General features: G+C 73.2%; 13 protein-coding genes. 7 read left to right on the top strand and 6 right to left on the bottom strand.

Annotation, left to right across the window (positions count from 1 at the left end; all coding sequences use genetic code 11):
* Nucleotides 1-57: 57 nt before the first annotated feature.
* Complete coding sequence (locus tag ABD223_RS32930; RefSeq protein ID WP_344040606.1) at nt 58-609, top strand: hypothetical protein; 552 nt, start codon at nt 58-60, stop codon at nt 607-609.
* Here the strand turns inward: ABD223_RS32930 and ABD223_RS32925 are convergent.
* Nucleotides 606-1,379 carry an SDR family oxidoreductase gene (locus ABD223_RS32925; RefSeq protein ID WP_344040605.1) on the bottom strand — a complete coding sequence of 258 codons (774 nt, stop codon included), beginning with the start codon at nt 1,377-1,379 and terminating at the stop codon, nt 606-608. The genes ABD223_RS32930 and ABD223_RS32925 overlap by 4 nt on opposite strands.
* Nucleotides 1,380-1,637: 258 nt before the next feature.
* Between ABD223_RS32925 and ABD223_RS32920 the strand changes: the two genes are divergently transcribed.
* Nucleotides 1,638-2,849 carry a DUF6801 domain-containing protein gene (locus tag ABD223_RS32920; protein ID WP_344040604.1) on the top strand — a complete coding sequence of 404 codons (1,212 nt, stop codon included), beginning with the start codon at nt 1,638-1,640 and terminating at the stop codon, nt 2,847-2,849.
* 66 nt (nt 2,850-2,915) lie between these two features.
* Here the strand turns inward: ABD223_RS32920 and ABD223_RS32915 are convergent, their stop codons facing one another.
* A complete protein-coding gene (locus ABD223_RS32915; protein ID WP_380648378.1) occupies nt 2,916-4,061 on the bottom strand; it encodes a lipase family protein in 1,146 nt (381 codons plus the stop codon).
* Nucleotides 4,062-4,424: 363 nt separating this feature from the next.
* Between ABD223_RS32915 and ABD223_RS32910 the strand changes: the two genes are divergently transcribed.
* Nucleotides 4,425-5,720, top strand: a complete 1,296-nt coding sequence (locus ABD223_RS32910) for a PucR family transcriptional regulator (RefSeq protein WP_344040602.1) — start codon at nt 4,425-4,427, stop codon at nt 5,718-5,720.
* A 318-nt stretch (nt 5,721-6,038) separates the two neighbouring features.
* Here ABD223_RS32910 and ABD223_RS32905 read toward each other — a convergent pair whose 3' ends face one another.
* Genes ABD223_RS32905 through ABD223_RS32890 form a run of 4 tightly spaced genes read right to left on the bottom strand, consistent with a single transcriptional unit; the run spans nt 6,039 to nt 9,359 of the window.
* Nucleotides 6,039-6,458, bottom strand: a complete 420-nt coding sequence (locus ABD223_RS32905; protein ID WP_344040601.1) for a hypothetical protein — start codon at nt 6,456-6,458, stop codon at nt 6,039-6,041.
* A gap of 9 nt (nt 6,459-6,467) precedes the next feature.
* Nucleotides 6,468-7,673 (bottom strand): hypothetical protein, encoded by a 1,206-nt coding sequence (locus tag ABD223_RS32900; RefSeq protein ID WP_344040600.1) that lies wholly within the window; start codon nt 7,671-7,673, stop codon nt 6,468-6,470.
* Nucleotides 7,670-8,296 carry an ABC transporter ATP-binding protein gene (locus ABD223_RS32895; RefSeq protein WP_344040599.1) on the bottom strand — a complete coding sequence of 209 codons (627 nt, stop codon included), beginning with the start codon at nt 8,294-8,296 and terminating at the stop codon, nt 7,670-7,672. Before ABD223_RS32895 ends, ABD223_RS32900 begins: the two co-directional genes overlap by 4 nt.
* 7 nt (nt 8,297-8,303) lie before the next feature.
* Nucleotides 8,304-9,359, bottom strand: coding sequence for a polyprenyl synthetase family protein (locus ABD223_RS32890; protein WP_344040598.1), 1,056 nt, complete (start codon nt 9,357-9,359; stop codon nt 8,304-8,306).
* 387 nt (nt 9,360-9,746) lie between these two features.
* Here ABD223_RS32890 and ABD223_RS32885 point away from each other — a divergent pair, with 387 nt between their 5' ends.
* The 4 genes from ABD223_RS32885 to ABD223_RS32870 all read left to right on the top strand — a co-directional run bounded on the left by ABD223_RS32885 (nt 9,747) and on the right by ABD223_RS32870 (nt 12,302).
* Complete coding sequence (locus tag ABD223_RS32885; protein WP_344040597.1) at nt 9,747-10,256, top strand: hypothetical protein; 510 nt, start codon at nt 9,747-9,749, stop codon at nt 10,254-10,256.
* The gene (locus tag ABD223_RS32880) at nt 10,253-11,302 is read left to right on the top strand and encodes a terpene synthase family protein (RefSeq protein WP_344040596.1); all 1,050 of its coding nucleotides are present in this window, start codon (nt 10,253-10,255) and stop codon (nt 11,300-11,302) included. Before ABD223_RS32885 ends, ABD223_RS32880 begins: the two co-directional genes overlap by 4 nt.
* Nucleotides 11,303-11,327: 25 nt before the next feature.
* Entirely contained in the window at nt 11,328-11,531 is a 204-nt protein-coding gene (locus ABD223_RS32875; RefSeq protein WP_344040595.1) for a hypothetical protein, read from the top strand.
* A 90-nt stretch (nt 11,532-11,621) separates the two neighbouring features.
* On the top strand, nt 11,622-12,302 hold the full coding sequence (locus tag ABD223_RS32870) for an SDR family oxidoreductase (RefSeq protein ID WP_344040594.1): 681 nt from the start codon (nt 11,622-11,624) through the stop codon (nt 12,300-12,302).
* The last annotated feature ends 4 nt before the right edge of the window (nt 12,303-12,306 follow it).

Raw genomic sequence — 12,306 nt, 5'->3', positions numbered from 1 at the left:
ACCTCCGACAAGGATCACCGGTGGGCCCGGTACGTCCCGGTACGGCAGAGTGGGGGCATGGAGCTGACGCCGCGCGCCCTGTTCTCTCTGGCGAGGACCACCGTGGAGACCGCCGTGGCCGTGCCCGGCCGGGTGCTGGACCTGCTCGGCGCGGCCGAGTCCGTGGTCCGCCGGGCCGACGGCCTGGTCGCGCGCACCGAGCGCGTGCTGGACGAGACCGAGGCACTGGTCGAGCGGGCGAAGGTGGTCACCGCCGCGGCGGACGGCATCACCGCCGACGTCGCCCGGACCGCCCGGGTGTCGCGCGAGCTGATGGACGACTACGCGCCGCTGGTGCGGCAGGCGCACCCGCTGGCGCAGCGCTTCGTGGCGGACCTGTCGCCGCACGAGGTGGACGCCGCGATCGAGCTGGTGGACCAGCTCCCGGTGCTGACCAAGCACATCATGGAGGACGTGCTGCCGATCCTGACCACCCTGGACAAGGTCGGCCCGGAGATCCACCAGCTGCTGGAGGTCACCAAGGACATGAAGCAGGCGATCCTCGGCATCCCCGGCTTCTCGTTCCTGCGCCGCCGCGGCGAGGAGAAGGAAGAAGAGGGAACCGCCTAGAGCACGCGCTTGACCAGCCCCAACGGCGCGTGCCGCAGCACGGGCGCGATCAGCCTCCACGGCCACGCGGGCACGCACGCCTCGGCGACCTCCCGCTCGATCGCCCGCACCATGGCCCGCACGCCCACCGCGGTGTCCACCAGCAGCGGCGCGTGCTGCTCGGGGTTCATCTCCGACCGGATGTAGCCGGGCAGGATCGCGCTGACCTCGATCGGCGTGCCGAGGGTGTCCGCCCGGATGCCCTCGGCCAGTGACGACACGGCCGCCTTGGTCGCGGCGTAGGTGGTCATGGACTTCGGCATCCCCCGCACGGCGCTGACCGACGAGATCAGCACCAGGTGGCCGCGGCCCCGGCGGTAGAACAGCTCCATCGCGGCCTCGCACTGCGCCAGCGCGGCCACGAAGTTCGTCTCGGCGGTGCGCTTGTTGGCGTGGAAGCCGCCCGTGCCGACGGGCCTGCCCTTGCCGATGCCGGCGTTGACCACGACCCGGTCCAGCCCGCCGGACCCGCCCGACCCGTCGCCCGCCCCGCAGAACTCCTCGTCGAACGACCGGAACACCTCGAACACCGCGTCGTGGTCGGTCACGTCCAGCTGCCGGGTCGACACCCTGATCCCGGGGTGGGCGGCGACCAGCTCGCCGCGCAGCTCGTCCAGCTGCCCGGTGCGCCGCGCGCACAGCGCGAGGTCGCGGCCGAGCGCGGCGAACTGGCGGGCCATCTCCGCGCCCAGGCCGGCGCTCGCGCCGGTGATCAAGATCGTCTTCCGCACGGCGGCCAGCCTAACAAGGCGGATTCCCCCGGCCGCCCCGGATCACCCGGCGCACCCGGCCTTCTTCGCACGAATACGAGTCCCCCGATCCCCGTTCTTGTCGCTTCGTGAGCGGCGCGAACCGGCGTCGCTCAATGTTCGACTTACTTTTTATCGGGTTTCGCGGGTTTTCCGGACAAGCCTTGCCCGCTTACCGCGATGCTCGTTAGCTTCCGCCAGTCGGCATATTTCCGGCGAATTTCGAGAAAGGAACACCCCGTGAAGTTGAAGACGACACTGGCCGCGGGCGTGACGACCGGGCTCGTCGTGGCCGGGCTGCTGACGGCCGTCGGCACCGGCGCCGCGGCCCCGGTCCGGGTGGACAAGACGTTGACGTTCACCTGCCCGTTCCCGCTCATCGGCAACCAGCAGATGGCCACCCGCATCCGCGCCACCATCGACACGCCCACCGCGGTCGGCGGCGAGCTGAGGACGACCGACTTCTCCGCCACGGTGACCGTGCCGCCGACCGCGACGCAGGGCCTGGCGCTGGTCGGCGCGGCGACCGTGGAGGGCTCCGCCGAGGCGAGCGTGACGCTGGACAACGCGGGCAGCGCGCTGACCATCGCGATCCCCGGCCTGACCGTGCCGAAGGAGCCGGTGCCCGCGGAGGGCGCGTTCGACGTGGTCGCGAGCGGGTCCGTGCCCACCGCGGTCATCCCCCGGGCCGGCACGACGACCGTGACGGTCGGCGATTACACCACCACGTTGACCCCGAAGCGGGCCGACGGCACCGACACCGGCCTGGGCACGTTCACCTCGAACTGCACCCTGAACCCCGGCCAGGACGCGGAGCTGATCCGGTTCGACGTGTCGGGCGGCGGCCCGACCACGACCACCACGACCACCACGACGACCACCACCACCACGACTACGACCACCACGCCGCCGACGACGACCACGACCACCCCACCCGGCGGCATCGAGTACTCCTACGCGCTGGACGGCTCGTCGGCGATCAAGAAGCTGGGCGGCTCGGTGAAGCTCGGCCCCGGCAGCCTCGACGCCGACCTGGAGCTCGCCACCGGCAGGTTCACCGGCGACCTCGTGCTGCCGCCGACCTCGGGCAGGTTCACCGTGCTCGGGTTCCTGCCGATCGAGTCCAGGATCGAGTTCGTGCCCGAGGGCAAGACCACCGGCACGCTCAGCGCGGGCAGCGTGACGTCGAGCTCGAAGGTCACCATCAAGCTGCCGGCGGTCACCGTGTTCGGCATCCCGATCAGCAACGAGCCCACCTGCCGCACCTCCACGCCCGCGAGCATCGACCTGACCTCCGCGCCGGGCTTCGACCCGCTCACCGGCGGCCGGCTGTCCGGCGCGTACACCATCCCGGCGCTGACCGGCTGCGGCCTCTTCAACGACCTGATCAGCGGTCTCACCGCCGGTCCCGACAACGGGATCGACCTGACCCTCACCGCCAGGCCCGCCTGACACCGCCGACCCCTGGACCGGAGACCGCCGCGACCGACCGCGGCGGTCTCCGCCGTCGCCGGGCGCTCAGCAGTCGGACGTGGCCGGGCGGCCCGCGACCCGGTCCGCGGTGAACGCCAGGGCCGCCGCGTTGCCCCGGTGGACGGCGGTGATGTGGTCGACGTCGTAGGTCCGCCAGTCGACCGGCACGCCGAGCCGGCAGTACGCGTCGCGCAACGCCCTGGCCTGGGCGAAGTCGACCAGGTCGTCACCCGTGGCGTGGTACTGGTGCACGGGCACGCGGATCGGCTCGCCGCCGAGCTGGTTCTCCCGCACGCGCGCCAGCCACGGCGGGGTGAGCACCGGGCTCGACGTGGTGTAGTCGGCGAGCCGGTGGCCCCGGTAGTCCACGAGCAGTTCGAGCGTGCACGCCTCGCGCCGCATCCGGTCGAACGCCGTCCGGCCCGCCTCGGTCAGGTAGTCCTCCAGGTCCAGCTCCGGGTAGGCGTTGTCCAGGCCGATCAGCGAGTACGCGAGCAGGCCGAAGCCCTTGCGGCCGTCGAGCGGCAGGGCGACCTGCACGAGGTCCGCGGGCACGCCGCCGCCGACCACGCCGACGAGGTCGAGCTCGGGCGCGTACGCCGGGTGCAGCTGGCCGGCCCACAGGGCCGCGCCGCCGCCCTGCGAGTAGCCGCGGAACACCACCGGCGCGGTCGCCGACAACCCGGCGCCGGGCAGCCGCTGGGCGGCCCGGACCACGTCGATCACGGCGTGGCCCTCGGAGCGGCCGGTGACGTAGGTGGTCCGGGGATCGGGCCGGTAGCCCTCGTAGTCGGTGACGGCGACCGCGTAGCCCGCGTTGAGCAGGTCGTTGACCGCGGGCTGTTCGTAGAGGGCGCCGATGCGCAGCATCTCGGAGGGCGCGCACCGGAACGCGGGGCCTTGCGTGCCGACCGCGAACGCGACGATCGGCGCGGTCGCCGGGTCGACCGACCGCGGCACCAGGACGGTGCCGACCACGGCGTTGGGGCGGCCGAGCGCGTCCGTGGACCGGTACATGACCTGCCAGGCGCGGGCGGTGTGGCGCACGGCGCCCGCTTCCGAGGTGCGGGCGCGCAGGATGTCGCCGGGCGCGGCGGCGGGCAGCGGATTGGGCGGCTCGTAGAACTCCGGGTCGGGTTCCCCGGAGCCCGAATCGGGTTGTCCGCCGGCGAACCCGGCGCCCGCCGGCAACTCGCGACCGAGCGGCGTCGGGTCGTGACCGGCCGGGGCGAAGGCGGTCAGCGCGGCGACCAGGGCCACCGTGACCGACGAATACGAGAAAATCTTTCGCACAAGACACCTCCCGGGCAAAATGTGGCAGAGATAATGCACAGTGCATTAACCGCCGATCGCCGTCCAGGAGGCAGGCGTGATTTATCACCGGCGTGCACGTTCCGCGGGCCGGAGTTGTGACGGGGCTACAAGGTTTTTATCACTCGAAAGAGTGAACGAGGTCAAGGGAGTGGAAAGAGTATTTGACACCCCGTGACGGCTGATTTTAGTGTCGATCGAGCGAAGTCCCAAGGCGGTGCTTCGGCATGCGGAGGCGGCAGCATGACGATCTCACTGAACGGGTTGGCGCGACAGCGGACGTTCCCCAGGGGCACGGCGACCAGACCGGCGGTCCACCCCGCGGGCGAGTACGGCCCGACGAGCGAGTTCAGCGCGGCGCGGCAGCTCTGGGCCAGCATCCCGACCGAGTTGGCCGAGCGGATGGCCCCGCTGTCGGGCGTCCTGGTGCGCGACGCGGTGCGGGAGATCCGCCGGGCGGTGCCCGCGTACGCGCAGCCCCTGGAGGGCAAGTTCCGCGAGGTCCTGGTCGGCTCGGTCGAGATGGCGATCTCGAAGTGCTTCGACATCATCGTCAACCCCGAGGCGGCGCAGGCCGACTGGGAGGCCGTGCTGCGCTACAGCGGCCGGATCGAGTACCTCGAAGGCCGCACCATGGACTCCCTCCAGACCGCCGTGCGGGTCGGGGCGCGCGTGGTGTGGCGGCACCTGAGCGAGCAGGGGCGCGAGCTGGGTGTGCCGACCGACACGCTGTTCCTGGTCGGTGACGCGATCTTCGCCTGGGTCGACGAGCTGTGCCGGGTGGCCATCGCCGGGTACGCCGAGGCGCAGGCCAACGCCAGCGGCGCGCTGGAGCGCAGGCGGCGGCAGCTGCTCAAGCTGGTGCTGGCCGACCAGCCGGCGTCGGCGCGCTCCGTCGCGGACCTCGCCGCGACCACGGACTGGCCGCTGCCCGAGCGGGTCGCCGTGGTGGCCCTGGAGTACCGAGAGGACCAGCACCAGCTGCCGCCGGTGGCGCTGGGCCGGGACGTGCTGGTGGACCTGGAGAGCTCGACGCCGTGCCTGGTGGTGGCCAACCCGGCGGGCCGGGTGGAGCTGGACCTCCCCGGGCGGCGGGCGGCGGTGGGGCCGGTGGTGGCGCTGGCCGAGGCGCGGCAGTCGCTGGCGTGCGCCCGGCGCACCCTGGGCCTGGTGCGGCGGGGCCTGCTGCCCGTCACGCCCCTGACCTGGTGCGACGACCACCTGGCCACGCTGGCGCTGCTGTCCGACGAGTTCCTGGTCGGCCGGCTCAGCGAACGGGCGCTGGCCGCGTTCGCCGGGCTGACGGTGAAGCAGCGCGAGCGCCTGGAGACCACGCTGCTGGCGTGGCTGGAAACGCGGGGCGGCATCGGCGAGATCGCCTCGCGCCTGGACGTGCACCCCCAGACCGTGCGCTACCGCATGCACCAGCTGGAGGAGCTGCTGGGCGACCGCCTGGCCGACCCGGAAGAACGCCTGACCCTGGAAATAGCCCTCAGAGCCCGCCGCCTCCTGAACCGAGCCCGCCCCACCCGCCCCTAACCCCTCCCCTCCCTCCCCACGCGTGTCCTCCACTCAGACACCGCGTGTCCTCCACTCAGACACCGCGTGTCCTCCACTCAAGCATCGCGAGTCGAACACTCAGGACGACCGTGTCGTACGTTCCGGGCCCCCGAGTTCTACGTTCGTGACACCTGCGAACCCCGTGAGGAGCACCTGAACGCTGAACTCAGCGGTCCTGAACGTACGACACGGTGGGTCTGAACGTACGACTCGCGGTGTCTGAACGTACGACTCGCGGTGTCTGAGTGGAGGACACGCGATGTCTGAGTGGAGGACACGCGGGGGTGGGGGGAGGGGTTAGGGGTTCAGTTTGTGGGCCGGGTGGTTCGGGGTGGTGTTGTGCTCCTTCAGCTCGGACTCGTAGAGGTGTCGGATGCCGCCGGCCAGTTCTTCGCGCACCGTCCGCTCGCAGTCGCGGAACGCGCGGTAGTAGCCCTCGTCGTAGTCCTCGACGAGTTGGAACGTCCACCGGCCGTGGATCACGTTGCGCCCCACCAGCTCGGTCTCCAGCCGGTCGGCCTGCTCGGCGTGCCCGGCCTCGCGCAGCAGCTCCACGGCCCGCTGCGCCTCCGCGTCCGCCTTGCCGGTCAGCTGGTGGAACGAGAACAGGTGTCCCCGCGCCCGCTCCGTGGTCTCCAGCGCCTCGGTCAACGCGCCCACCGCCTCGACCGTCGCGTCGTCCACCCCGTCCGGTCGCCTGCCGTCAGCCTTCTGCATGGGGGGTTACTACCCCGCCGGCGCGTCCCTATCCGCACGGCGGAGAGCCGAACGGCGGAGAGCCGACCCGTCCACCGGGGTTCGAGCCCTGGCCCTTCCCCGGATCGGGACTCCGGTCCCTGATGAGCGGGCGCGCCGCGTCGATGGTGGAGGTGTTGACACGGGGTGCTGCGGTGGCACCCGGCCGGCGGGTGGAAGGGTCACGTCGTCCTGCGCGGTGTCCGCGCCCGTCCGGCGCGCCCGCGCCGGCGGCACCACGGGCGCCTCGCACCCGGACGGGCACTGCGGCAGCCGCGTGCACAGGACCACCGGCCCCGCCAACGAGGTCACCACCAGCGAGCCGTCGGCCCGGGTGGTGATGGTCACCGCGGCGGACGGCGCGGTCGCGGGCGCGTACCGCGCGTGGTCCCTGGTCCGCCGGTGGAACGCCACCAGGCCGATCAGCGAGAACGCCGTCAGCCACGCCGGCCCCAGGCACGCGTAGCCGGCCGCGCCCCGGTCGGTGAACCCGGCGGCGGCGCCCGCCTGCATCGACCCGTACGTCGGCAGGAACCGCACCACGGCCTGCGCGTCCGCCGGGTTGATGACGGGGTTCTGCACCATCACGTCCACCAGGGACACCATGATGATCACGAACATGCCCGCCAGCTCGGTGGACAGCGCCAGCCCCAGCACGATGCCCAGCCCGCCGTAGGTCAGGCCGCTGGTGAACAGGCTCAGCACCATCAGCCCCGGCTGCCGCGGGTCCCAGAAGAACGCCATCACGAACCCGGCGTAGGCCGCGACCACCGCCGCCACCAGCACCAGCCCGGCGAGCTTGGCCAGCAGCAGCACCGCGCGCGAGTGCCCGGCGAGCACCAGCCGCTGGTCGAAGGCGCTCGACCGGCGCACCGCGGCGAACATCATGAACCCGATGATCAACGTCACCGCGTTGATCGCGCCGGACACCGTGGCCAGCTCGTTGGCGTCCACCGACAGCGGCCCGCCGACGACCTTCGAGTGGTAGTCCACGCTGTCGGACGGGATCACCGCGTCCACGATCGCCAGCCACGTCGGGATGAAGAACAGCACGAGGGCCAGCGCCAGCCGGTTGCGCACGTGCTGGGCGACCTCGAAGCCGATCGCCTTGGCCAGCGACGCCTGCCACGTCGTCTCGTCGGCGAGGGCCGACCGGAACGACCGGGCCCGCTCCAGCACCCCGCCCGGCCCGCTCACGCGCCCACTCCCGCCTCTTCGACGACCAGGCCGCCGCTCAGCCGGCGCAGCCGGTCGAACCGCTCCACGTCGTGCGCGATGTGCGAGATGACCAGCACCGACTGGCCGCGCTCGCGCAGCTCGCGGGTGATGGACCAGAACGCCAGGTAGTTGTCCCAGTCGAAGCCCTGGTAGGGCTCGTCCATCAGCACCACGCCGGGGTCGTGCATCAGCGCCAGCACCAGGTTCAGCTTCTGCTTGGTGCCGCCGCTGAGCACGCCCGCCTTGGTGCGCCGGTACTTCACCAGGTCGAGCCGCTCGACGAGCTCGTGGGCGCGGTCGAGCGAGCTGAGCCGGTAGGCGCACTGGAAGTACCTGAGGTGCTGCTCGACGGTCAGCTCGTCGTTGACGACGATCCGCTGCGGGCAGTAGCCCAGCCGGTCGCGGTGCACCACCTCGCCCCGGTCGGGCTTCAGCTCGCCGGCCAGCACGCGCAGCAACGTGGTCTTGCCCGCGCCGTTCTCGCCGATGATCCCCATGATCTCCCCCGGCCGCAGGCTGAACCCGACGCCCCTGAGGACCTGGCGGGCGCCGTACGCCTTGTGCAGGTCGACCGCCCGCAGCGTGAACCCCTGGTCGGACATCAGCGCCTCACCTGCCGCGCCTGGTCGCCAGGGCGACCAGGCCGGTCAGCAGCGACTTGGCGACGGGGGCGAGGTCGGCGGTGCGCACCGCGGCCAGCGCCCGCTGCGCGCGCACCTCGATCATCCGCTCCACCCGGTCCGCCGCGCCGGTCGCGCGCACCACCTCGCGCAGCCGCTCGGCCCGCTCGCCGTCGAGGTCCGGCGCGCCGTGCAGGGCGGAGATCACCTCCCGCTGCCCGGGTGTGGCCTGCCGCCACGCCAACGCCATCAGCACGGTGCGCTTGCCCTCCTTGAGGTCGTCCAGGTCCGGTTTGCCGGTCAGGCGCGGGTCGCCGAACGCGCCCAGCAGGTCGTCGCGCAGCTGGAACGCCTCGCCGACCGGTCTGCCGTAAGCGCCGCACACCCGTTTCAGCGCGGCGTCCGCCCCGGCCAGGGCCGCGCCGACGCGCAGCGGCAACTCCACCGAGTACCGGGCGGTCTTGAGCCGGACCACCCGCAGCGCGGCGCGCACCGGGTCGGCCGCGGGGCGGGCGCCCGGCGCCAGGTCGAGGTACTGCCCGGCGATCAGCTCGGTGCGCATGGTGTGCAGCAGGGCCCGCACCTCTCGGCGGCGCGCCGGGTCCAGGTCCACCGAGTCCAGCAGCTCGTCCGACCACGCGAAGCACAGGTCGCCCACGAGGATCGCGCCGCTCGTGCCGGCCCGCTCGTCGCCGAGCCGCTCGGCCAGCAGCCGGTGCACGGTCGGCCGGCCGCGGCGCAGCGCCGAGCGGTCCATGACGTCGTCGTGCACCAGCGCGAAGGTGTGGAACAGCTCCAGGGCCGCGCCGGTCGACACCGGGGTCGGGTCGCCGGGCGCGCCGCCCGCGGCGACGAACCCGGTGTGGCAGAACAGCGGGCGCAAGCGCTTCCCGCCCGAGACGAACCCGCGCAGCACCTCGACCAGCGGGGGCAGGCACGGGTCGGGCGCGGCGCGCGCCTTGTCCTCCAGGAAGCGGTCGAGCGCCGCCTCCACCTCCGCGCGGACCCCGTCCAGGTCGCTGCGCACCGCGTCGATGACGGTCATGGCCCCTCCGCGGGCGTGATCGGGCCGGGGGATCTGCGGGAGCACGCGGTGGGGAACGGTCGCTACCCGGCGCCCTGAAGCTAACACCGCCCGGCGCGCCGTCGACCGCGCTCAGGCCCGCCGTCACCGTTCGGGGTCGACCGGGGAATCCCGACCAGCGGTTTCACCGAGAAATACGCCCCGTGCAGTGGAACAGCCCGGGTCACGCGCACTGCGCAGCGTCACCTGCCCAGAAAACTCGGGGTTATGCGCACACGTCCGTGTGATCAAGAGGGACCTCTTGGCGTGAATCCCCCCGCTCCGCTTGAACCGCCCCGCACCGTCCGGCACGTTCGCCCTCGGCCCGGTCCTCCGGGCGGCTTCCCCGCGTGGCACGAGGAGCGACCCATGACCGACGCCGTTCTCCACCGCGACGCCCGCGCTCCGGTCCGCCCGCCGGCGGAGCACACCGACCTCCCCCCGCCGTCCCGCGCCGAGCTGGACGAGCCGGCCCGCGCGGCGCGGCCGCGCGGCGGGCACGACCGGCACGTGGTGGCGGAGGTCGAGGAGGCGCCGCGCACGGCCGAGGCCCTGCGGCGGCCGGTGGTCGCGGTCTGCCCGACGTTCCTCACCAGGGCGGTGGACCAGGTGCTGGTGGCGCCGGCCGAGGGGCGCCGGGTGGTGGTGCGCGTGGAGGACGGCGCGCGCCGCGGCGGTGTCGGCGAGGGCGTGGCCGAGGCGCTGCGCGCGGCGGGGTCCGACCGGCGGGTGCGGGTGCCGGTCCTGCCCGACGAGTTCCTGCCGCGCGGTTCCCGCGCCGACGTCCTGCGCCTGCACGACCGGGGCGCCGCCGGGATCGCCCGCGCGGCGGCCGGCTCCCTCCCGGGGAGCGCCGAGCGCACGAGGAGCGGCGCGTGACCGCCACCGACGCGCCGGCGGGCATCAGCCTGCGCCCGTTCTACTGCCCGGTGCCCGAGGCGGTGCACCCCCACGTGGCCGAGGTCGAGCGCGGCGCCCTCGCCTGGGTCGACCGCATCGGCCTGGCCGCCGACGACGAGGCGCGCAAGCGCTTGCTGCGGACCAGGAGCGCCGACTTCTTCTCCCGGTTCGCGCCCTGCGCGGACGAGGACGGGCTCCAGATCGCGGTGCGGTGGGTGTACTGGGGGTTCCTCTTCGACGACCGGCGCTGCGACGCGGGCAGGTTCAGCGACGACCCGCTGGCGTTCCCGCCCATGGCGGCGAGCGTGCAACGCGCGGTGGACGCGCCGTGGTGCGAGGCGGTCGACGACCGGTACGCGCGGGCCGTCCAGGACATCGTGCGCAGCATGTACGAGCTGCGCACGCCCACGCAGGCGCGGCGCTTCGCCGACGCGCACCGCGGGTGGCTGTTCGCGGTGGCGTGGCAGGTCGCCAACCGCGCCCGCGGCCACATGCCCGACCTCGACGACTACACCGCCATGCGCCTGCACACCTGCGGCGGCGGGCCGACCATCGCGCTGCTGGAGATCGCCAACGGCCCGGAGGTGCCCGGCGCGGAGATGGACTCACCCGCGGTGCGGGCGCTGACCGAAATGGCGATCCTGATCGCGGCGTGGGACAACGACCTCCACTCCTACGACAAGGAGTTCCGCGAGGACAACACCGACCAGAACCTGGCGAACGTGCTGGCCCACCACCGGCGCCTGCACCCCGACGAGGCCGTGGCGGAGGCCGTTCGCCTGCGGGACCGGGTGATGACGCGGTTCCTGCGGCTGCGCGAGGCCGTCGCCGCCCGACCGGTCAGCGGCGCCCTGCGGACCTACCTCGACGGCCTGGGCCACGCCATCCGCGGCAACATCGACTGGGCACTCTCCTCGCCCCGCTACCGCGGCCTCGTGAACCCGGGTTGGGCCGACGAGCCCTCCGACGACAACCCCGACCCGCTGCCGCTTCCCACCATCGCCTGGTGGTGGGACGACCTGTGACGACCAGCCCGTTCGAGGAGACGCCATGCACAGCCTGACCGCCCTGACCGCCGCCGCCGCGATGGCCGCGGGGATGCACCTCGCCACGCCGGACACGCGCGAGTGGCGCGCCCAAGGCGACTACGACACCGTCGAGCAGTGCCAGGCCGCCGGGTTCTCCGGGGCCCTGTTCCAGATGTGGGACCAGTGGCGGTGCGACGCCGACCACGTCCTCTGGGTGAACTCGTGATCCCCCGCCGGACTTGACCCGGTCGTACCCGGGTGGGTGCGCGCCCACCCGGGTCTGCCGGAGAATCCCGCCCGAGGGACGGAGGCGGGCATGGGCGAGGCGCCGGTGGCGGTCGTGACGGGCGGGAACCGCGGCATCGGGCGGGAGGTGTGCCGCCAACTGGCCGCGCTCGGCCACGACGTCGTGCTCACCGCGCGCGACCCGGCGCGGGCCGAGGCGGTCGCCGCCGAGCTGGGGGTCGACCACCACCGCCTGGACGTGACCCACGACGGGTCGGTGGCGGCGCTGGCCGGGTACCTGGGCGAGCGGTACGGCCGCCTCGACGTGCTGGTGAACAACGCGGCCATCCACTACGACACGTGGCAGCGGGCCTCGTCCGCCGACCTGCGGGTCGTGCGCGAGGCCATGGAGACGAACTTCTACGGGCCGTGGCGGGTGGTGCTGGCGCTGCTGCCGCTGCTGCGGTCCTCCCGGCGCGCCCGCGTGGTGAACGTGTCCAGCGAGGGCGGGTCGCTGGCGTCGATGGGCGGCGGCACGCCCGCGTACAGCACGTCGAAGGCGGCGCTGAACGCGTTGACGCTGGTCCTGGCCGGTGAGCTGCGCGAGGTCCTGGTGAACGCGGTGTGCCCGGGGTGGGTCGCCACCGACATGGGCGGGCACGGCGGGCGGCCGGTCGAGGACGGCGCGGCGGGCGTGGTGTGGGCGGCGACGCTGCCCGACGGCGGCCCCACCGGCGGGTTCTTCCGGGACGGGAAGCGGGTTCCCTGGTAGCCCC

This window comes from Saccharothrix xinjiangensis (genome assembly GCF_039527585.1).
GTDB lineage: Bacteria > Actinomycetota > Actinomycetes > Mycobacteriales > Pseudonocardiaceae > Actinosynnema > Actinosynnema xinjiangensis.
Note: the sequence above shows the minus strand (reverse complement) of the source record. Positions and strands in the feature narration are given on the sequence as shown.